General features: G+C 65.0%; 17 protein-coding genes. 10 read left to right on the top strand and 7 right to left on the bottom strand.

Annotation, left to right across the window (positions count from 1 at the left end; genetic code table 11):
- Window positions 1-3: 3 nt before the first annotated feature.
- Together AC3WUT_RS02390 and AC3WUT_RS02385 are read right to left on the bottom strand one after the other, a co-directional pair.
- Entirely contained in the window at window positions 4-1,536 is a 1,533-nt protein-coding gene (locus tag AC3WUT_RS02390) for a methyl-accepting chemotaxis protein (RefSeq protein ID WP_492345453.1), read from the bottom strand.
- 119 nt (window positions 1,537-1,655) lie between these two features.
- Window positions 1,656-2,549, bottom strand: a complete 894-nt coding sequence (locus tag AC3WUT_RS02385) for a LysR family transcriptional regulator (protein ID WP_492345452.1) — start codon at window positions 2,547-2,549, stop codon at window positions 1,656-1,658.
- A gap of 164 nt (window positions 2,550-2,713) precedes the next feature.
- Between AC3WUT_RS02385 and AC3WUT_RS02380 the strand changes: the two genes are divergently transcribed.
- The 8 genes from AC3WUT_RS02380 (at window position 2,714) to prmB (ending at window position 13,315) form a co-directional block, all read left to right on the top strand.
- Complete coding sequence (locus tag AC3WUT_RS02380; protein WP_492345451.1) at window positions 2,714-4,213, top strand: CoA-acylating methylmalonate-semialdehyde dehydrogenase; 1,500 nt, start codon at window positions 2,714-2,716, stop codon at window positions 4,211-4,213.
- A gap of 101 nt (window positions 4,214-4,314) precedes the next feature.
- On the top strand, window positions 4,315-5,475 hold the full coding sequence (locus tag AC3WUT_RS02375; RefSeq protein WP_492345450.1) for an acyl-CoA dehydrogenase family protein: 1,161 nt from the start codon (window positions 4,315-4,317) through the stop codon (window positions 5,473-5,475).
- Between the two features lie 52 nt (window positions 5,476-5,527).
- Window positions 5,528-6,412, top strand: a complete 885-nt coding sequence (gene mmsB / locus AC3WUT_RS02370; RefSeq protein WP_492345449.1) for a 3-hydroxyisobutyrate dehydrogenase — start codon at window positions 5,528-5,530, stop codon at window positions 6,410-6,412.
- A 104-nt stretch (window positions 6,413-6,516) separates the two neighbouring features.
- The gene (locus AC3WUT_RS02365) at window positions 6,517-8,718 is read left to right on the top strand and encodes a diguanylate cyclase domain-containing protein (RefSeq protein ID WP_492345448.1); all 2,202 of its coding nucleotides are present in this window, start codon (window positions 6,517-6,519) and stop codon (window positions 8,716-8,718) included.
- Between the two features lie 94 nt (window positions 8,719-8,812).
- Window positions 8,813-10,018, top strand: a complete 1,206-nt coding sequence (gene dapC, locus AC3WUT_RS02360) for a succinyldiaminopimelate transaminase (protein WP_492345447.1) — start codon at window positions 8,813-8,815, stop codon at window positions 10,016-10,018.
- A 62-nt stretch (window positions 10,019-10,080) separates the two neighbouring features.
- Window positions 10,081-11,238, top strand: a complete 1,158-nt coding sequence (locus tag AC3WUT_RS02355; RefSeq protein WP_492345603.1) for a PilT/PilU family type 4a pilus ATPase — start codon at window positions 10,081-10,083, stop codon at window positions 11,236-11,238.
- Entirely contained in the window at window positions 11,238-12,410 is a 1,173-nt protein-coding gene (gene dapE / locus AC3WUT_RS02350) for a succinyl-diaminopimelate desuccinylase (RefSeq protein WP_492345446.1), read from the top strand. Before AC3WUT_RS02355 ends, dapE begins: the two co-directional genes overlap by 1 nt.
- A complete protein-coding gene (gene prmB / locus AC3WUT_RS02345) occupies window positions 12,407-13,315 on the top strand; it encodes a 50S ribosomal protein L3 N(5)-glutamine methyltransferase (RefSeq protein ID WP_492345445.1) in 909 nt (302 codons plus the stop codon). The genes dapE and prmB overlap by 4 nt, the downstream gene beginning before the upstream one ends.
- A 494-nt stretch (window positions 13,316-13,809) precedes the next feature.
- Here the strand turns inward: prmB and AC3WUT_RS02340 are convergent, their stop codons facing one another.
- Window positions 13,810-14,415 (bottom strand): peptidoglycan recognition protein family protein, encoded by a 606-nt coding sequence (locus AC3WUT_RS02340; RefSeq protein ID WP_492345444.1) that lies wholly within the window; start codon window positions 14,413-14,415, stop codon window positions 13,810-13,812.
- Between the two features lie 220 nt (window positions 14,416-14,635).
- Between AC3WUT_RS02340 and AC3WUT_RS02335 the strand changes: the two genes are divergently transcribed.
- Together AC3WUT_RS02335 and AC3WUT_RS02330 are read left to right on the top strand one after the other, a co-directional pair.
- A complete protein-coding gene (locus AC3WUT_RS02335; RefSeq protein ID WP_492345443.1) occupies window positions 14,636-16,672 on the top strand; it encodes an ABC-F family ATP-binding cassette domain-containing protein in 2,037 nt (678 codons plus the stop codon).
- Window positions 16,673-16,722: 50 nt separating this feature from the next.
- A complete protein-coding gene (locus AC3WUT_RS02330; protein WP_492345442.1) occupies window positions 16,723-17,211 on the top strand; it encodes a hypothetical protein in 489 nt (162 codons plus the stop codon).
- Between the two features lie 24 nt (window positions 17,212-17,235).
- Here the strand turns inward: AC3WUT_RS02330 and AC3WUT_RS02325 are convergent, their stop codons facing one another.
- From AC3WUT_RS02325 to AC3WUT_RS02310, 4 genes are all read right to left on the bottom strand, one after another.
- Window positions 17,236-17,628: a VOC family protein gene (locus AC3WUT_RS02325; protein ID WP_492345441.1), complete on the bottom strand. Its 393-nt coding sequence runs from the start codon at window positions 17,626-17,628 to the stop codon at window positions 17,236-17,238.
- 123 nt (window positions 17,629-17,751) lie between these two features.
- Window positions 17,752-19,398 (bottom strand): ABC transporter ATP-binding protein, encoded by a 1,647-nt coding sequence (locus AC3WUT_RS02320; RefSeq protein WP_492345440.1) that lies wholly within the window; start codon window positions 19,396-19,398, stop codon window positions 17,752-17,754.
- Window positions 19,395-20,501 carry an ABC transporter permease gene (locus AC3WUT_RS02315; protein WP_492345439.1) on the bottom strand — a complete coding sequence of 369 codons (1,107 nt, stop codon included), beginning with the start codon at window positions 20,499-20,501 and terminating at the stop codon, window positions 19,395-19,397. The genes AC3WUT_RS02320 and AC3WUT_RS02315 overlap by 4 nt, the downstream gene beginning before the upstream one ends.
- A complete protein-coding gene (locus AC3WUT_RS02310; protein ID WP_492345438.1) occupies window positions 20,467-21,492 on the bottom strand; it encodes a microcin C ABC transporter permease YejB in 1,026 nt (341 codons plus the stop codon). Before AC3WUT_RS02310 ends, AC3WUT_RS02315 begins: the two co-directional genes overlap by 35 nt.
- Window positions 21,493-21,538: the final 46 nt, after the last annotated feature.

Here is a 21,538-nt window from a genome sequence, read left to right as displayed (position 1 = left end):
ACCTCAGCAATGGAAATGCCCCACCGTCCCCGTCAGCCGCTGGGCCTGCTCCTGCAGGCTGGCGGCTGCAGCAGAGCTTTGCTCCACCAGGGCCGCGTTCTGCTGCGTCATCTGGTCGAGTTGCGACACCGCGCTGCCGATCTCGCCCAGGCTGCGGCTTTGTTGCGCGCCGGCCTCCGAGATGTCCTGGATCATGACGCTGACCTGGTCCACCGCTTTCACGATGTCGTCCATGGTGGAGCCCGCCTGCTGGACCAGGTGGCTGCCGTTCTCGACCCGGCTGCCCGAATCGGCGATCAGGGCCTTGATCTCGCGGGCGGCTTGGGCGCTGCGGCCTGCCAGGCTGCGCACCTCGCTGGCCACCACGGCAAAGCCGCGCCCCTGCTCACCGGCACGGGCCGCCTCGACAGCCGCGTTGAGCGCCAGGATGTTGGTCTGGAATGCAATGCCATCGATCACGCCGATGATGTCGCCGATGCGCCGCGATGAATCATTGATCTCGGCCATGGTGCTCACCACCTGGGCCATCACCGAGCCCCCTCGGCTGGCCACATCGCTGGCCTGCAAGGCCAGTTGACGGGCCTGTTGTGCCGCCTCGGCGTTGTGCTGAACGTTGTCGGTCAGTTGTTCCATCGACGAGGCGCTCTCCTCCAGGCTGGCCGCCGCCTGCTCGGTGCGGTTGGACAGGTCCTGGCTGCCCTGGGCCACCTCCTCGGCCGCCTGGCGGATGGTGGACGCCCCCTGCTGAACCTCTTGCACCACGTCGCGCAGCGAGCGCTGCATGGTTTGCATCTGACCCAACAGGCTTTCAGCGGGCCCTTCCAGCACGATGGACTGGTCCAACCGCCCTGCGGCGATGCCCCGGGCAATGGTGGCCGCGTAATCGGGCTCGCCCCCAAGCTGCCGCTGCAGCACGCGATGGGTGCGCCAGCCCAGGCCCAGCAAAACGGCCAGCACCACGCCACCCAGACCCAGAAAGCGCAACAGGTAGCTGCGGTAGATCGCGTCAATGTCGTCGATGAACACCCCGTTGCCGATGACCCAGCCCCAGCGCTCGTCCAGGATGGCGCCCAGCAGCTTGGGCACTTCGCTCTTGTCGGTCGCGGATGGCCGGGCCACGTAGGCGGTCATGAACACCTGGCGGGCGCGGCTGAGGCCGTCGCGGTAGACCTCGGAGGTCAGGCGGCCATCATCGGTGCGAGAGCCCTTGTCCACCTTGCCCACGCGACGCGGGTCGGCGTGCACCAGCATCACGTTGTCGAGGGTGCGCACAAACAGGTAGTCGTCTTCAAAGCGCATGCCCGTCAGCGCCTCGCGGGCCTGGGTCTGAGCCTGTTCACGGCTCAGCTTGCCGGCGCTTTCCAGTTGCTGGTACTGCGCCACCACGCCCTGGGCCAATCGGGCCACTTTCAGGATCTGCTCCTGTTTGCCCTCCACCAGGGTCTGGCGCAGAGCTTGAAGGCCCGTGGCACTGATCAAGGCCATGCCCAGCAGCGAGGCCAGGCTCATCAGCAGGATTCTCTGGCGTGTCTTCATGGCCGAGGCTCCTATCTTCTTGGGAATGAACCGCGCTGCAACTGCGCGACGCGTTGTCACAAGATGTCACGAGCGTGCCCGCCTGTCCACCCGTGGCAAACCCTCACCAGCCCCCGCTGTCAAGCGGACGGGTTGATCCAGTCCTGCAAGCCCTGCACCGTCTCGCGCACAAAGGCCCAGGTGGCCTGCATGCGGGCCTGGTGCTTGGCCTCGGCGGGCATGGACATCCAGAAGGTGCGGGTGAAGCGGGCCTGCCCTGGCAAGACCGGCAACAGCGCCGGGTCGCGTGCAGCCACAAAGGCCGGCAGCACGGCCAAGCCGGCGCCCGCCTTCACGGCCTCGTACTGGGTCAGGATGCTGGTGCTGCGCAGGGCGAAGCGCTCGGGGCGGTACAACTCGTCCAGCAACTGCAGCTCCTTGGAAAACAGCAGGTCGTCCACATAGCTGATGAAGGTGTGCAGGCGCAGGTCGTCCCGGCTTTCGATGGCCGGTTGGCGCGCCAGGTAGTCGCGCGAGCCATAGAGCTGCAGCACATAGTCGGTGAGCTTGGTCACCACCACCGGCCCGCGCTTGGGCCGCTCCAGCGAGATCACGATGTCGGCCTCGCGCCGCGACAGGTGCACCAGGCGTGGCAGGGCCAGCAGGTCGATCGACAGGGCCGGGTACTGGCGGCTGAGCCGGGCCAGTTGAGGGGCCAGCACCACCGTGCCAAAGCCCTCGGTGGTCCCCAGCCTGACCAGGCCCGAAGGGCCCTCGGCCGTCGACAGCGACGCCCGCTCGACCTGGGCCACCGCGGCCTCCATGGCCTCGACCTGGGGCAACAACTGCCGGCCGGCCTCGGTCAGGCGGTGGCCGCCCGCCTCGCGGGCGAACAAAGGCGTGCCCACTTCTTTTTCAAGCGCCTGCAGGCGCCGCGCCACCGTGGTGTGGTCCACCTCCAGGCGCCGCGCCGCATTCACCAGGGTGCCGGTGCGGGCCAGTTCGAGGAAATAACGAAGGTTGTTCCAGTCCATGGTGAAAGGCGAGCCTTTTTTGGAGGACGTCGGCTGAATTGACGCCCGTCCGTGTTGTGCAAATTTGCAATGATGTGATGCGAATTTACCTCTTGCCTGAATAATTTCGCAAACCTAACATGCACGGCAAAGCAACCGCCTACCTACATTGGAGACAAGCGACCATGAGCACCCCCACCGTCAAACTGCTGATCAACGGCGAATTCGTCGAGTCCAAGACCACCCAGTGGCGCAATGTGGTCAACCCGGCCACCCAGGAGGTGCTGGCTCGCGTGCCCTTTGCCACGCCTGATGAGATCAACGCCGCGGTGGCCAGCGCCAAGACCGCGTTCAAGACCTGGCGCAAGACGGCCATCGGGGCCCGGGCCCGCATCTTCCTGAAGTACCAGCAACTGATCCGCGAGAACATGGCCGAGTTGGCCGCCATCCTGACCGCCGAGCAAGGCAAGACCCTGCCCGACGCCGAAGGCGATGTGTTCCGTGGCCTGGAGGTGGTGGAGCACGCAGCGGGCATCGGCAACCTGCAACTGGGCGAGCTGGCCAACAACGTGGCCGGTGGCGTGGACACCTACACCCTGCTGCAGCCGCTGGGCGTTTGCGCCGGCATCACGCCGTTCAACTTTCCGGCCATGATCCCGCTGTGGATGTTCCCGATGGCCATCGCCACCGGTAACACCTTCATCCTCAAGCCCTCCGAGCAAGACCCCATGGTGACCATGCGCCTGTGCGAACTGGCGCTGCAGGCCGGCATTCCGGCTGGCGTGCTGAACGTGGTGCATGGCGGCGAAGAGGTGGTCAACGCGATCTGCGATCACCCTGACATCAAGGCCATCAGCTTCGTGGGCTCGACCAAGGTCGGCACCCATGTGTACAACCGGGCCAGCCTGGCCGGCAAGCGGGTGCAATGCATGATGGGCGCCAAGAACCACGCCATCGTGCTGCCCGATGCCAACAAGGAGCAGACCCTGAACGCCATTGCCGGTGCCACCTTCGGCGCCGCCGGTCAACGCTGCATGGCGCTGTCGGTGGTGGTGCTGGTGGGTGAAGCACGGCAGTGGGTGAACGACCTGGCCGACAAAGCCAAGACGCTGAAGGTCAACGCCGGCACCGAAAAAGGCACCGATGTGGGCCCGCTGGTGTCCTGCGCAGCCCGCGACCGGGTCGAAAGCCTGATCGAGCGCGGCGTGGCCGACGGCGCCACCCTGGTGCTGGACGGCCGCAAGCCCCAGGTGCCCGGCTATGAACAAGGCAACTTCGTAGGCCCGACCATTTTTGACGGTGTGAAACCCGGCATGGCCATCTACGACCAGGAAATCTTCGGCCCGGTGCTCTGCCTGGCCGGGGCCGAAACCCTGGATGAAGCCATCGAGCTGATCAACAGCAACCCGAACGGCAACGGCACGGCCATCTTCACGCAAAGCGGTGCCGCGGCGCGCAAGTTCCAGGAGGACATCGACGTCGGCCAGGTGGGCATCAACGTGCCGATCCCGGTGCCGGTGCCCATGTTCTCGTTCACCGGTTCGCGCGCTTCCAAGCTGGGCGACCTGGGCCCCTATGGCAAGCAGGTGGTGTTGTTCTACACCCAGACCAAGACCATCACCGCACGTTGGTTCGACGACAGCACGGTGAGCCAGGGCGTCAACACGACCATCAGCTTGAAGTGAGACCACCCTGTTGGAACTTCCTCGCAGGAAAACGCCGGGCCGCCCGCCGTTTTCCTGTCCCTCTCGGGGTAAAACAGCACTTTGGGTTCTGAAAGTCTTCCATGGATTTTGAACTGAGCGAAGAACAGCGGGCCTTTGCACAAACCGCCCGCGACTTTGCCGAAGCCGAGTTCGCGCCGCATGCGGCGCATTGGGACGAGGCTGGCATTTTTCCGAAAGAGGCCATCGCCAAGGCGGGCGAGCTGGGCTTTTGCGGCCTGTACGCCCCCGAGGCCGCCGGCGGCCTGGCCCTGCCCCGCCTCGATGCCACGCTGGTGTTCGAGGAGATGGCCGCGGTCGACCCCTCCACCACGGCCTTCATCAGCATCCACAACATGGCCACCTGGATGCTGGGCACCTGGGCCACCCCCGCGGTGCGCGATCACTGGGGGCCCCTGCTGTGCAGCGGCCAGAAGCTGGCCTCGTACTGCCTGACCGAGCCCGGCGCCGGCTCCGACGCGGCTTCGCTCAAGACGCGGGCCGAGCGGGTGGGCTTCGAGTATGTGATCAACGGCGGCAAGGCCTTCATTTCGGGGGCGGGCAGCACCGATGTGCTGGTCTTGATGGCCCGCACTGGCGGCCCTGGCGCAGGAGGTGTGTCGGCCTTGGTGGTGCCCGCCGATGCGCCGGGCATCAGTTACGGCAAGAAGGAGCACAAGATGGGCTGGAACAGCCAGCCCACCCGCACCATCAGCTTTGACAACGTGCGCATCCCGACCGACAACCTGCTGGGCGCCGAGGGCGAGGGCTTCAAGATCGCCATGAAGGGGCTGGACGGCGGGCGCATCAACATCGCCACCTGTTCGGTCGGTGCCGCCCAGGGGGCGCTGGCCCAGGCCCAGCGCTACATGCAGGAGCGCCAGCAGTTCGGCAAACCCATTGCCAGCTTTCAGGCCTTGCAGTTCAAGCTGGCCGACATGGCCACCGAACTGGTGGCCGCTCGCCAGATGGTGCGGCTGGCCGCCAGCAAACTCGATGCCGGGGCCCCCGATGCCACCACCTACTGCGCCATGGCCAAACGCTTTGCCACCGATGTGGGCTTCACGGTCTGCAACGAGGCCCTGCAACTGCATGGCGGCTACGGCTACATCCGCGAGTACCCGCTGGAGCGCCTGCTGCGCGACGCCCGGGTGCACCAGATCCTGGAAGGCACCAACGAGATCATGCGCGTGATCATCTCGCGCCGCATGCTTGACGGCGATGCCCCGGACGCCATCCGCTGACCCCCACCGAACCACGGTACCGCGACAACCCAACGACGACGGAGACACACACATGAAGATCGCTTTCATTGGCCTGGGCAACATGGGCGGCCCGATGGCCCTGAACCTGCTCAAGGCCGGCCACGCCGTGCAGGCTTTTGACCTGTCCAAACCCGCCTGCGACAAGTTTGCGGCAGAGGGTTTGACGATTGCCACCAGCGCCGCCGAGGCCGTGCGCGGTGCCCAGGCGGTGATCAGCATGCTGCCCGCCAGCCAGCACGTCGAGTCGCTGTACCTGGGCGACACCGGCCTGCTGAAGCAATTGAACCCGGGCACGCTGGTGATCGACTGCTCGACCATTGCCGCCGCCAGCGCGCAAAAAGTGGCCCAGGCGGCCACAGCCCTCGGCCTGCCCTGCATCGACGCCCCGGTGTCGGGCGGCACGGGTGGCGCCATCGCGGGCACCCTGACCTTCATGGTGGGGGGGGATGACGCGGGCCTGGCACTGGCCCGGCCTCTGCTCGAAAAAATGGGCGCCAACATCTTCCATGCCGGCAGCGCAGGCGCCGGCCAGACCGCCAAGATTTGCAACAACATGCTGCTGGGCATCCTGATGATCGGCACCAGCGAGGCCCTGGCCCTGGGCGTGGCCAACGGGCTGGACCCCAAAGTGCTGTCCGAGATCATGCGCCGCAGCTCGGGCGGCAACTGGGCCCTCGAAAAATACAACCCCATGCCCGGCGTGATGGAGACGGCCCCGGCCTCCAAGGGCTACGCGGGCGGCTTTGGGACCGATCTGATGCTCAAGGACCTGGGCCTGGCCCAGGAAAACGCCACCGCGGTCAAGGCCAGCACGCCGTTGGGCGGCCTGGCGCGCAGCCTTTACGCCGCCCACAGCCTGGGCGGCCAGGGGGCACTGGACTTCTCCAGCGTGATCCGTCTGTTTCAGAAGGGTTGAAGCCCCATCGGGCTGAATCCATTTAACTGTTCAGCACCTGGCAATGGTGCGGCCTCACGGGAGGGTCCACTTCTAAAGTGGGCCCTCTTTCATTGCGCCGCCCCATGTCCGATCTGCCCCCCCATCTCCAGCCCGAGGCTGATTTCGCCCGTCAGGACACGGTTCTGATGATCTGGATCACCGGCTTGCTGATGGTCTCGTCGTGTCTGGCCATGAGCTATGTCTACGACACCCGCTTCTTCGAAGAGATCGCCCGCATCCGCCTGGCCATCCTGCTGGTGCTGCCAAGCTGCCTGCTGCTGGTCAATCTCGGCCATGTGCAGGCAGCAGCCCATGTGCTGATCTGGGGGCAATGGCTGATTTCACTGGAGGTGGTCTTCCACAACGGCGGCCTGAACGGACCACTGATCCTCTCGCTGCCGATCCAGGTCGCCAGCGCCGCTTGGTTGCTGGGGCCCCGCAGCGCCTTGGCCGTGGCGGCCCTCAACACGGGCTACATGCTGGCCCTGCCCTGGTTTGAAGCCCGGGGCTGGCTGCCGCCGGCCCGCTTTCAGCGCGAATACGCCCCGCACCTGGTGGTGCTCACCAACATGGCCGTGGCCCTGAGCATTGCGCTGCTGTCGCGCCTGAGCTACCAGCGCCAGTTGCTGCGGGCCCAGGCCACCCTGAGTGCCTGGCAGGCGCAGGATGAAGAAATCCACAAACTGGTCAGCCTGATCGAGCAGTGCCCCATCGGCATCGTGATCACGGACACCCAGCGGCGCATCGAATACGTCAATCCCGCCTTCATTGGCCGGGCCGGCCTGAATGCGGCCGCCTTCCACAACCTGCCTGCCGACCTGCTGTCCACCCCGGGCCTGAGCACCCAGCAACGCCACAGCCTGCACGAAGCCATGGCCCGGGGCCAAACCTGGCGGGGTGAGCAATCCGTGCTGCTGCCCGATGGTCGCCGGGTGTTGGAAGACGTCGAGATCGGTCCCATCCGACGCGCCAATGGCGACATCACACATTGGTTTGAACTCAAAAAGGACATCACCGCCAGCCGCTGGGCGGCTGATCAGATCGAGCGCCTTGTGTACCTGGACACGCTCACCCGCCTGCCCAACCGCGCGGCACTGCACGATCGCCTGATGGCGGGCCAGGCGGTGCAAGGCCAAGCCTGGAACCTGCTGATGGTGAAACTCGATGGCCTGGGCCAGCTCAATGAACTGCGGGGTCCGCAGGCGGGCGACGCCTGCCTGCAGCAGTTGGGACAGGCCTTGAGCCAGCACCTGCCCGAAGCCGGTACCGACCTGTTCCGCTTGGGTGGCAGCGAATTCGTGGCCCTGCTACCGGCCCACTTGACGGCATCTGAAGTCGAGGCCTGCGCCTGGCGCGTGTACCAGGCCCTGATGGGGTACGCCGGCCACCCCACCCGGCCCCTGAGCGAGGTCAGGGTGCTGCTGGCGGCCACCCCGCTGAGCGGCGACGAAGACGACCCCCTCACCCAGGGCTTGCGCCGCGTCAGCCTGGCCGTGCGCCAGGCCCGCCACGAAGCACCGGGTCGCCCCTGCTGGTACGCCCCCGGGCTGGGCCAGCAGGCCCGGCAAAGGCTGCTGGCCCGCAGTGACCTCGGCCTCTCGGCGCTGACCCGTTGGCTGAGCCTGGACCTGCGCCATCGCCAACGCTCCGACGGCCAGCCAGGGGGCCATCGGGCGGCCCTGCGATGGATTGAAACCGCCGGCCCCAGAGCGCCGCCGCAGGAAGTGGCCCGCCGCGCCGATCTGAGCTTTGAACTGGACGAAGAACTGATCGCCCGGGTCAGCCGATGGCAACACCTTGAAAAGGGCCCGGCACCGCCAACCTCGGCCCCTTTGCCGCTGACACTGGCCCTGTTGACCCCCTTGCTGCGCCAGGACCATGCGGTGCGCTGGCTGCAAGACTGCCTGCAGCGGCACCCCCTGCCGGGGCAGGTGCTGGGCCTGGCCCTGAGCACCCATGACCTGGCCTGGGCCGCCAGCGACCCGACCAGCGCATGGCGTCGACTGCAGAGCTTGCGGGCGGCCGGGTTCCGCCTGTGCCTGCAAGACGTCGGGCTGGGCTACCCGGGGGTGCTTGAACTGCCCCAGTGGCCCGTGGACGAGTGGCTGCTGGCCCCCGGCCTGCTGAGCGCAGCCCAACACCCAGGCCCCCACCAGGCGCTGCTGCAGGCCATCGTGGCGATGGCCCGTGACCTCGCCAAACCGCTGGTGACCGAAAGCGAGCTGCCGCATCCGCGCGACGCCGGCCCGTATAAGAGCCTGGGCAATACCGTCATGGTCAACTGACACCCGAGCAAAAAGGCACCTGCGCCAGCGCTGCAGGGCGATTTCAAGCCCGGTTTCAACGAAGGTCTGCGGCACTCCGGGATAATGTGGTTCCATGAACCCACTGCTCTCCAAACTGCAGCCTTACCCGTTTGAACGGCTGAGGCAACTTTTTGCCGGCGTCACGCCCAGCCCCTACCACAGCCCGATCAGCCTGGGCATTGGCGAGCCCAAGCACCCGACGCCCGAGTTCATCAAGACGGCCCTGGTCAACAGCCTGGACGGCCTGGCGGGCTACCCGGCCACGGCCGGTGAACCCCGATTGCGCGAAGCCATGGCCGCCTGGGTCAAACGCCGCTACGACCTCGACCTGAACCCTGCCAGCCAGATCCTGCCGGTGAACGGTTCGCGCGAAGCCCTGTTTGCCTTTGCCCAGACCGTGATCGACCCGCGCTGGCCCACACCGGCCGTGGTCTGCCCCAACCCCTTCTATCAAATCTATGAAGGTGCGGCCCTGCTGGCCGGCGCCGACCCGTACTTTGCGCCCAGCGATCCGGCGCGCAACTTTGCGGTCGACTGGGACAGCGTGCCCGCCGACACCTGGGCCCGTACCCAGTTGCTGTTTGTCTGCTCGCCCGGCAACCCCACCGGGGCCGTGATGCCCCTGAGCGAGTGGCAAAAGCTGTTCGAACTCAGCGACCGCCATGGCTTCATCATTGCTTCGGACGAGTGCTACAGCGAAATCTATTTCCGCGATGAGCCCCCACTGGGCGGCCTGGAAGCCGCCAAGAAGCTGGGGCGCGACGATTTCCGCAATCTGGTGTCCTTCACCAGCCTGTCCAAGCGCAGCAACGTGCCGGGCCTGCGCAGCGGCTTTGTGGCGGGCGATGCGGCCATCCTCAAGCAGTTCCTGCTGTACCGCACCTACCATGGCAGCGCCATGAGCCCGGTGGTGCAGGCGGCCAGCATCGCAGCCTGGAACGACGAAGCCCATGTGGTCGAGAACCGCGTGCTGTACCGCAAGAAATTCGCCCAGGTCACCCCCATTCTGGCCGGCGTGCTGGATGTGGCACTGCCCGACGCCAGCTTCTACCTCTGGGCCCGGGTGCCCGAGGCCCTGGGCCTCAGCGACACCGGTTTTGCCCGTGAATTGCTGGCTCAATACAACGTGACGGTGCTGCCGGGCAGCTACCTGGCACGCGAGGTGGGTGGGGTCAACCCCGGAGCCCAGCGCATCCGCATGGCCCTGGTGGCCGATGCGGCCGAATGCGTCGAAGCGGCGCTGCGCATCGTCAACTTCGTCCAGTCGCGCAGCCGCTGAAGCCGGTTGCCCCGGGTCCCCACGCCACCCTGCACTTCGAAAGCCAGTCCATGAGCGCCAACATGAGCATGATGGAACGCATCCTGCGGTTGATGGGTGAAAAGGGTGCGTCCGACGTTTACCTGTCAGCCAACGCCCCAGCCCTGATCCGCATCAACGGCACCTGCGTGCCCATCAACAACCAGTTGTTGCCCTTTGATGCCCCACGCAGCCTGCTGGCCGAGATCCTGCCCGCCAGCAACATGGAAGAGCTGCATGAAACCGGCGAGCTGAATGTGGGCTATGCGCTCAAGGGCATCGGGCGCTTCCGCATCAGCGCCATGCATCAGCGCGGCAGCGTGGCCGCCGTGATCCGCTACATCAGCCATGAGATCCCCAAGCTGGCCACGCTGAACCTGCCCGACATCCTGACCGAGCTGATCATGGAGAAGCGGGGCCTGCTGCTGGTGGTCGGGGCCACGGGCTCGGGCAAGAGCACCACGCTGGCCTCGATGCTGGACAACCGCAACGAGCACAGCACCGGCCACATCCTGACCATCGAAGAACCGATCGAGTTTCTGTTCAAGAACAAGAAATCGATCATCAACCAGCGCGAGGTGGGCACCGACACCCAGTCGCTGCAGGTGGCGCTCAAGAACGCGCTGCGCCAGGCCCCCGACGTGATCCTGATCGGCGAAATCCGCGATCGCGAGACCATGTCGGCCTCCCTGGCCTATGCGCAGTCGGGCCACCTGGTGCTGGCCACCATGCACGCCAACAACAGCTACCAGGCCCTGAACCGGATCCTGAGCTTCTACCCGGTCGAAGTGCGCCAGACCCTGCTGGTCGACCTCAGCTCGGCGCTCAAGGCCGTCATGTCGCAGCGCTTGCTGCGCAGCAACCAGGGCGGCCGCATCCCCGCCTGCGAGGTGTTGCGCAACACCAAGCTGATTGCCGACCTGATCGAAAAAGGCGACTTCAACGGCATCCAGGAAGCCATGGAAAAGTCCATGGCCGAAGGTTCGCAGACCTTCGAAGAAGACATTGCCCGCCTGATCCAGGCCGGCATCATCGACCGCAAGGAAGGCATGGCCCATGCCGACTCGCCCACCAACCTGATGTGGCGTCTGCAAAACGACTTCGACCAGTCCGGCAAGGCCGCTGCCGAGGCCGCCAAGTCCCGGGCCGAGCCCGAGGACGAACCCTCATTCACCGAAATCGTCCTCGACGTGAAGCACTGATGTCCCGTACCCTGCACCTCACCGAACAACTGATCTCGCGCCCCTCCGTCACGCCCGACGACGCGGGCTGCCAGGCGCTGCTGCGCGAACGCCTTGAGGCCCTGGGCTTTGTCTGCGAAACCCTGGTCAGCGGGCCCGCGCATTTCCGAGTCACCAACCTGTGGGCCAAGCGGCCGGGCGCCACCCCCGATGCCCCTACCCTGGTCTTTGCCGGCCACACCGATGTCGTGCCCACCGGCCCGCTGGAGCAGTGGAAGAGCGACCCCTTCACCCCCACCCACCGCGACGGGCGCCTGTACGGGCGTGGCGCCAGCGACATGAAAACCTCGATCGCGGCCTTTGTGGTCGCCACCGAAGAGTTTCTGGCCGCGCAGCTGCAACCAGCCCTGTCCCTGGCCCTGTTGATCACCAGCGATGAAGAAGGCCCTTCAGTAGACGGCACCGTGGTGGTCTGCCGCACCCTCAAGGAACGTGGCGAGAAGCTCGACTTCTGCATCGTGGGTGAACCTACTTCGGTGCGGCGCACCGGCGACATGATCAAGAACGGCCGCCGCGGCACCATGAGCGGCAAGTTGACGGTCAAGGGCGTGCAAGGCCACATCGCCTACCCGCAACTGGCCCGCAACCCCATCCATCAAGCCCTGCCGGCCCTGGCCGAGTTGGCCGCCATCGAGTGGGACCGTGGCAACGCCTACTTCCCCCCCACCAGCTGGCAGATCAGCAACATCCACGGCGGCACCGGTGCCACCAATGTGATCCCCGGGCAGGTGGTGATCGACTTCAACTTCCGCTTTTCGTCCGAATCGACCGCCGAAGCGCTGCAGCAGCGCCTGACCAGCGTGCTGGAGCGCCATGAGCTGGAATACGACATCCAGTGGACCATCGGTGGCCACCCCTTCCTGACCACCCCGGGCAGCCTGGTCACAGCCATCCAGGGCGCCATCCGCGACGAAGTGGGCATCGAGACCGAACTCTCCACCACCGGTGGCACCAGCGACGGTCGCTTCATTGCCCAGATCTGCCCCCAGGTGATCGAGTTTGGCCCGCCCAACGCCACCATCCACAAGATCGACGAGCACATCGCCGTGGCCGACATTGAACCTGTGAAAAACATCTACCGCCGCACCCTTGAGAACTTGAACGCCAGCCTGGGCACCGGAGTCGCAGCGTGAGCGGCGCCCCGCAAACCGTGTTGGGTCTGATCGAGCAAGCCCGGCAACAACTGGAGACCGCTGGCGTGGCCTTTGGTCACGGCACCACCAATGCCTTTGACGAGGCCGCCTGGCTGGTGTTGTGGCAACTGGGCCTGCCGCTGGACAGCCCCTTGGGGGGTGAGCCCGAGGGTGAACCTTCGGTGGCCGACCAAGCCGTTGGCCCCGACGATGCCGCACGCGTGCAGGCCCTGATCGAGCGCCGCATCAGCAGCCGCCAGCCCGCGGCCTACCTGACGCGCGAGGCCTGGCTGCAAGGCGTGCCTTTTTATGTGGACGAGCGCGCCATCGTGCCGCGCAGCTTCATTGCCGAACTGATTGCCGACGGCAGCATCGACCCCTGGCTGGACGCCAACACCCACCGCGTGCTCGACCTGTGCACCGGCAACGGCAGCCTGGCCGTGCTGGCCGCCATGGCCTGGCCCGAAATCGTGGTGGAAGGCGCCGACCTCTCTGCCGACGCACTGGCCGTGGCCCGCATCAACGTGGACCGGCATGGCCTGCAAGACCGTATCACGCTCAAGACCAGCGACGGCCTGAGCGCCCTGCCCGGCCCCTACGACCTGATCCTGTGCAACCCGCCCTACGTCAACGCCCAGAGCATGACCCAACTGCCCGCGGAGTACCTGGCCGAGCCCGAAATGGCCCTGGCTGGCGGCACCGACGGCATGGATTTCATCCGGCAGTTGTTGCGCGATGCGCCGGACCGACTCAGCGAGCAAGGCGTACTGGTGCTGGAGATCGGCAACGAACGGGCCTACTTCGAAGCCGCTTTCCCCGATCTGCCCGTGTTCTGGCTGGAAACCAGTGCCGGCGGCGACCAGGTGCTGCTGGTGACGCGTGAGGCCTTGAGCCCGGACGCCTGAACCGGCGACAGGCCTGGCGAGAGCCTTGGCCTCAGGCCGCCCCACAGCCCTCAAGGCCCCTCACCACATGAAGGGCTTGAATTTGCATTTCGGACAGAATTGCATGGATTTTTCGCCGTTGCTCATGACCAAGCTCCCCCGGCGGAATTGGTCAATGCTCCAGATGCCGTGGCGCCCATCGCTGAAAAATAGGGTTCCACTGGCATAGCAGGGTGACCAGTCCAGCGTGTAATGGTCGTCATTTTCACTGACTGACTTGGCATTCAAAAAATAACGACGAACTTGGTGCTCCGTCAATCTGAATCCGGAACAGGTGATGGCAGGATTTGACTCTGCGGGTGACTTGGCTCCATTTTCCTCTATCAATATCCGATTTATTCCTGGGATCTTCAGTGGGCACAACGACGGCTCATGCTCAGATCCTTGTGTACAGGCATCTGATGCCAACACCGCCGTGGCGCAGAAGTTTGACAGAAGAAAAGTGCCTAGGAATTTCACCACCTTGCCGACCCCGCTTCCGTCGGATTTTTTCTGGAAACATCAGGATGTCTGAAGATTTCGGCCATAGGCACTCGGAAGGTTAGCGTCAACTCATTAATAAGCCATTTCAGAGATTCGGCTTGCGCACTTGTGATGGTCTCATAGATCTTTTTATCCTCTGGAACACTCATGCCTCTCGGAAAGGCTTCCCCGACCAACTCAATACCAATGCTGTCCAGATTGGATGGAAATCGTTCAGGGACTTTTTTCAGCATTTCTCTTTTGTCTTCCTGAGTTGGGTTGAACTTCTGTAACGATCTCAACTCAACAGCCGAACAGCGCTTTTCCAATAGGCAGCGGGTCTTTAATTTGCCGACATGCCATGTTTGTTTGTACAACGAAGCTGTTTGATAAATTGAACCATTCTTATCTATTAGAAAATGTGCGCCTTTGGCAGATGGCCGCCTGTAGCTATTGATGGCGGACTGAGCTGTTGCGCCGCCTGTTTGATGGACGATGATTCCACGAACCTCTTTCATGTCACCCCGCTCGATGGATTTTTCTATAGCCAGTTTTATCTTTGGACTGGCAACATGGCCACGAAGATCGATGGGTAGCATATAACCTCATTGGCGTTAGCAGGCTGCGCTGCGATTCCAGCAACCCAAGAGATGAACTGTGCATTGCACACCGCGGTGCCTGAACACGAATTCGCCGAGTGGTAGGCCCCACCCGATGGCTCAGGCAGCGCCCCTTGTGTCCGCCGTCATGCCCAGGTCTTGCCGCCGTGCGAAAATCGCAGGCTTTGCCTTCCAACACCGGCACCGGCCGGGCCTTGCCATGATCACGCTCAAGAACATCGTCTTGCGACGCAGCGCCAAAGTGCTGCTCGACAAGGTTTCCGTCACCCTCAACCCGGGGGAGAAGGTAGGCCTGGTCGGTCGCAACGGGGCCGGCAAGTCCACCCTGTTTGCCCTGCTGAATGGCAGCCTGCATGAAGACGGCGGCGATTTCTACATTCCGGCCCAGTGGCGCATGGCCCAGGTGGCCCAGAACATGCCCGAGACCGATGAAAGTGCCACCCATTTCGTGTTGAATGGCGACACCCAACTCGCCGAGTTGCGTGCCCAATTGCACGCACTGGAGGCCTCTGACGCGTCGTACGACGATCACGACCACGGCATGGCCATGGCCCAGCTCTACACCGACCTGGCCGATGCGGGTGACCACGATGCGGTGCCGCGCGCCCAGTCGCTGATCCTGGGCCTGGGTTTCCAGAGCCACGAGCTGGACCGCCCTGTGAACAGTTTCTCGGGCGGCTGGCGCATGCGCCTTCAGTTGGCCCGGGCTCTGATGTGCCCCTCCGACCTGCTGCTGCTCGACGAACCCACCAACCACTTGGACCTGGACGCCCTGGTCTGGCTCGAAGCCTGGCTCAAGCGCTACGCCGGCACCATGATCGTGATCAGCCACGACCGCGAGTTTCTGGATGCCGTGACCAACGTCACCCTGCACATCGACAACGCCCAACTGGTGCGCTACGGCGGCAACTACAGCGCGTTTGAGACCCTGCAGGCTCAGCAGATGGAGTTGCAGGCGGCGGCCTTCTCCAAGCAGCAGGACAAGATTGCCCACCTGCAGAAGTTCATTGACCGCTTCAAGGCCAAGGCCAGCAAGGCCAAGCAGGCGCAAAGCCGGGTCAAGGCCCTGGAGCGCATGGAGAAGATTGCGCCCATCCTGGCCAATGCCGAGTTCACCTTCGAGTTCAAGGAACCAACCAACCTGCCCAACCCCATGCTGGCCATCAGCGATGCGGCATTCGGCTACCAGACCGACGAGGGCGACAAGTACATCCTCAGCGGGGTCAACCGCTCGGTACTGGCCGGCCAGCGCATCGGCATCCTGGGTGCCAATGGCCAGGGCAAATCGACCCTGGTCAAGACCATTGCCCGCGAGATGAAGCCCCTGGGCGGCACCGTGACCGAAGGCAAGGGCCTGTCCATCGGCTACTTTGCCCAGCAGGAACTGGATGTGCTGCGCAGCGGCGAGAACCCGCTGGAGCACATGATCCGCCTGGCCAAGGAGCTGGGGCCGAATGCCCGCGAATCCTCCCGCGAGCAAGACCTGCGCAACTACCTGGGCACGTTCAACTTCAGCGGCGACATGGTCAAGCAGGCCGTGGGCACCATGAGCGGCGGTGAAAAAGCGCGCCTGGTGCTGGCCATGATCGTGTGGCAGCGACCCAACCTGCTGCTGCTGGACGAACCGACCAACCACCTGGACCTGGCCACCCGCGAGGCCCTGTCGGTGGCGCTGAACGAGTTTGAAGGCACCGTGATGCTGGTCAGCCACGACCGGGCGCTGCTGCGCTCGGTGTGCGACGAGTTCTGGCTGGTGGGCCGTGGCGTGGTCGGCCCCTTCGATGGTGACCTGGACGACTACCAGCGTTACCTGCTGGACGAATCCAAACGCCTGCGTGAAGTCGCCAAGGAAACCCAGCGCAATCTGGAGGCCGAGGCCCAGGCCAGCCAGGCCGCCGCTGCCGAGGCCGCCCGTGCTGCCGAAGCCGCCGCCAGCCAGGCCGCGGCCCCGGCCATTGCCTCACGTGATCAACGCAAGCTCGAAGCCCAGGCCCGCCAGGCCCTGGCCGAAAAGACCCGCCCCCTCAAGAAAGAGCTGGAGCAAGTGGACCAGCGCATGGCCCAGCTCGGCAAGGACAAGACAGCCTTGGAAGAACGCCTGAGCACGCCGTTGCCGTCGGCCGAGATTGCAGAATGCGGCAAGAAGCTCAAGGCCATCAGCGACGAACTGGAAAAGCTTGAAGAGCGCTGGCTGGAACTCAACGAAGAGATCGAAGCCATCACGCAGGCCGCTTGAAGAAGGACCTTGGCCAGCACAATGGCGCCATAGGACTGACTGGAGCCCCCATGCCCGACAAGACCCTGGCCCTGACCCACGGCCAAGCCGACCTGCAACGCGCCGTGCTGAACAGCCGGCGCCTGCTGAAAAAGCGCGCATTGTGGGCGGCGGCTGCCGCCGCCCTGCCCGTACCGGGCCTGGATTTCGCTGTGGACGCGGCCCTGCTGTCGCGCCTGATCCCCCAGATCAGCCATGAATTTGGCCTGTCCGGGGTGCAACTGGACCGCTTGTCACCAGATCGGCGCGAACAGGTGCAGAAAGCCGTCGCAGTGGTGGGCTCGCTGCTGATCGGGCGTTTTCTCAGCGCCGAGTTGCTGCTGACCTTGGCGGCCAAGGCTGGCCTGCGCCTGACCGCCGGCCAGGCCGCCCGCTACGTGCCGCTTGCCGGCCAAGCCCTGTCGGCTGCCATGGGCTATGCAGCGGTGCGAGCCCTGGGCGAACAGCACATCCGCGAATGTGTGCTGGTGCGCCAGGCGCTGCCGCCAGCACCTGACTGACGCGCCCGACCCGCGGCCAGCGACTTACTTGGGACGGTACAGGGCGCAGAGCTTGTGACCATCCGGGTCGCGCACATAGGCCAGGTACATCGAGCCCATCTTGCCTTCGCGCAGACCCGGTGGGTCTTCGATGGAGATGCCGCCATGGGCCACCGCGGTGTCGTGGAACTGCTTCAGCTGCTCGGGTGAATTGCATTTGAAGCCCAGGGTGAAACCGTTGGCCACGGTGGCGGCCTGGCCATCGATGGGTTCGCTGAGGCCGAAGGTGTTGCCATCGTGCCGATAGAACAGCCGCACCTGGCCGGTGGCGTTCACGTTGCGCGCGGGCTCGCCCGCGCCCAGAACGCCCAGCACGGCGTCGTAAAAACGTTTGGACCGCTCGATGTCGCTGGTGCCCAGCATCACGTGGTTGAACATGGGAGTCTCCTTTGGGTTTTCATGGGGGGTGAGGCATGCTAGCGCAAGGTGGCGCCCCAGCCGGCGCGGTCTGAGTCACCTGCGTGGCAGTGCGACAGCGCCTGGGCATGATCCTGGCGGCCCTCAATCCAGCGCGGCCTGCACCAGGGTGCGGGTGTAGTCGCTTTGCGGCTGCTCCAGCACCTGGGCCACCGTGCCGGATTCGACCACCTGGCCATCTTTCATCACCAGCACCTCGTGCGCCATGGCGCGGATCACGGCGATGTCGTGGGTGATCAGCAGGAAACTCAGGCCGCGTTCGCGCTGAAGCTGCTGCAGCAACTGCAGCACCTGCTTCTGGATGCTGACATCGAGCGCGCTGGTAGGTTCGTCCAGCACCAACAGGCTCGGGCCCACGATCAGGGCCCGGGCAATGGCCAGGCGTTGACGCTGGCCGCCCGAGAATTCATGCGGGTAGCGGGCCAGCAGACCCGGAAACTGCGCCTCGCCCAGCCCTACCTCGGCCAGGGCCTGGGCGACTCGGGCGCGCCGCTGGGCCCCACTCAGCCCGGGTTCGTGCACCAGCAGCCCCTCGCCCACGATCTCCTCCACCGTGAGCCGGGGCGACAAGGACGAAAACGGGTCTTGAAACACCACCTGCACCTGGCGCCGCAAGGCCCGGTGGGCCGGCGTGTTGCGGGTGCCCAGGCCTTGCCAGCCCTGCGCACCAAAGCGCAGCTTGCCCTGGCTGGGCAGCAAGCCCAACACCGCCTGTGCCAGGGTGGACTTGCCTGAACCCGACTCGCCCACCACCCCCAGGGTGCGCCCCTGGGGCAGGCTGAAACTGGCACCTTGCACCGCCACAAACTCGCCGCGCCCCCACCAGCCCCGCCAACCTGGCAAGGCCACGGGGTAGACCACGCGCAGGCCCTCAGCCTGCAGCACCGCGGCCGGAACAGGGTCGGCGGGATCGGCCTCGATCACGTCGCGCCGCGGCAGGCTGTCGAGCAACTTGCGGGTGTAGGCATGGCGGGGCCTGGCAAACACCTCAGCGACGGCGCCCTGCTCCACCAGCACGCCGTTTTCCATCACCGCCACGCGGTCGGCAAAACGGCGCACCATCTGCAGATCATGGGTGATCAACAGCACGGCCATGCCGGTGCGCCGTTGCAGATCGGACAGCAGATCCAGGATCTGTGCACGCAAGGTCACATCCAGGGCCGTGGTGGGCTCATCGGCCAGCAGCAGGCGCGGCTCGGTGGCCAAGGCCATGGCAATCATGGCGCGCTGGCGCTGGCCGCCCGACAACTGATGGGGGTAGCTGCGGGCGCGCCGTTCCGGCTCGGGAATGCCGGTGTCGGCCAGGGCTTTGACCGCCAGGGGCCAGGCCTGCTGGCGGTTCAGCCCCTTCTTGAGTTGCAGCACCTCCACAATCTGCTCGCCCACCGTGAACAGCGGGTTGAGGGCGGTCATGGGCTCTTGGAAGATCATGGCGATGTCGTCCCCCCGCAGGCCTTGCAACTCACGCTCAGGCAGGCTCAGCAGGTCGCGCATGGGGGCGCCGGTCGCGGTGTCGCGCAGCAGCACACAACCCCGACAGCGGGCATGCGCCGCCAGGCGCAGCAAGCTCAGTGCCGTGACCGACTTGCCCGAGCCCGATTCGCCCACCAGGGCCAGTTTTTCGCCCGCAGCCAAGTTGAAGCTGATGCCATGCACCACTTCCTTGTCGTCAAACGCGATGCGCAGATCCTGCACCTGCAACAGCGGTGCATCGGTGGTGGGGGTGTTCATGCCTGGGCCTCCGCCTGACGGGGGTCGAGGGCATCGCGCAGCGCATCGCCCATGAAAGTGAGCAGCAGCAGGGTGACCACCAGCACGCCAAACGTGGACAGCGAGATCCACCACGCATCGATGTTGCCTTTGCCCTGGCTCAGCAATTCACCCAGCGAGGGCGTGCCCGGTGGCACCCCCAGGCCCAGAAAATCAAGCGAGGTGAGCGCCAGGATGGCTGCGCTCATGCGAAAGGGCAAAAAGGTGACCACCGGGGTCAGGCTGTTGGGCAGGATGTGGCGCCAGATGATCTGGGTGTTGGACACCCCCAGGGCACGGGCAGCCTTCACGTAGTCGAGCTGCCGGTTGCGCAAAAACTCGGCGCGCACATAGTCGGACAGGCCCATCCAGCCGAACAGGCTGAGCAGCACCAGCAGCAGGGCCACACTGGGCGCAAACACCGCGCTGAAGATGATCAGCAGGTACAGCTCAGGCATGGAGCCCCAGATTTCAATGAAGCGCTGAAAGGCCAGGTCGGTCCGCCCACCGAAATACCCTTGCACGGCGCCCGTCAACACCCCCAGCAACACCCCCGACACGGTGAGTGCCAGGGCAAACAGCACGCTGACACGAAAGCCATAGATCAGTTGAGCCAGCAGGTCACGCCCCCGGTCGTCAGTGCCCAGCCAGTTATCTCGGCTGGGGCCGGAGGGGTTGGGCTCTTTGGCGAAGTAATTCAGGGTTTTGGGGCCATAGGGGTTGGGCGCAAACACCGCCCAATTGCCGGGCTGCGCCAATTGCTGACGGATGAAAGGGTCGAGGTAGTCGGTGGGGGTTTCAAAATCACCGCCAAACACCTTCTCGGGGTAGTCGTTCCACATCGGGAAGTAGGTTTGGCCGGCATAGCGCACCAGCAGCGGGCGGTCATTCGACATCAGCTCGGCGCCCAGGCTCATCAACACCAGGGCCACGAACAACACCAGACTCCAGTAGCCCAGCCGGTTGCGCTTGAAGCGCAGCCAGGCACGGCGGGAGGGGCTGAGGCTGGCCGGCACGGGGGGCAAGGATTCAGGCAACGAAAGGGGGGCTTCAGTCGAATTTGACACGGGGGTCCACCCAAACATAAGACAGGTCGGAGATCAGCTTGGTCACCAGGCCGATCAGCGTGAACAGGTACAGCGTGCCCAGCACCACCGGGTAGTCGCGCCGGATCACACTCTCGTAGCTCAGCAGTCCCAGCCCGTCGAGTGAGAACAGGGTCTCGATCAACAGCGAGCCGGTGAAGAAGGCCCCCACAAAGGCCGCCGGAAAACCGGTGATGATGGGGATCAGCGCATTGCGGAACACATGCTTCCACAGCACCTGACGCTCGCTCAGGCCCTTGGCACGGGCGGTGATCACGTACTGCTTGCGGATTTCTTCGAGAAAGGCGTTCTTGGTCAGCATGGCGGTGACGGCAAAGCTGCCCAGCACCATGGCCGTGACCGGCAGCGCGATGTGCCACAGGTAATCGGTGATGCGCGCCGGCCAGGCCAGGTCAGACCAGTTGCTGGAGGTCAGCCCACGCAGCGGGAACCACTGCAACTGCCCGCCAAAGATCACCAGCAGCGCCACCCCGAGCACAAAGCCCGGAATCGCATAGCCCACCAAAATCAGCAAGGTGGTGACCAGATCGAAGCGCGAGCCTGACCGCACCGCCTTCGCCACCCCCAGCGGCACGGCCACACCGTAGCTGATGAAAAAGGTCCACAGGCCCAGGCTGGCCGACACCGGCAGTTTGTCGAGGATCAGCTGCCACACATCCTTGTTCTGGAAGAAGCTCTTGCCCAGGTCAAAGCGCGCAAACTGGCCCAGCATCTGCACGAAACGCTCGGCTGGCGGCTTGTCAAAGCCATACAAGGCCTTGATCTGCTCCAGCCGTTTCGGGTCCACACCCTGGCTTCCGCGGTAGCTGCCGCCGCCCTCGGCCCCGCGCTGGGCACCGGCCTTGGCTTCGGCCAGATACTGCTCCACCGGCCCACCGGGCACGAACTGGATCACGGCGAAGGTCAGCAGCAGCACCCCGAACAAGGTGGGCACCATCAGCAGCAGGCGTTTGACGATGTAGGCAAGCATGGGTGGGCCGGTGGGTGACTGGGGTCAGGGCTTGAGGTCAGGGCGG

The organism is Curvibacter sp. EU05-FHT14A10, from assembly GCF_058791075.1.
Note: the sequence above shows the minus strand (reverse complement) of the source record. Positions and strands in the feature narration are given on the sequence as shown.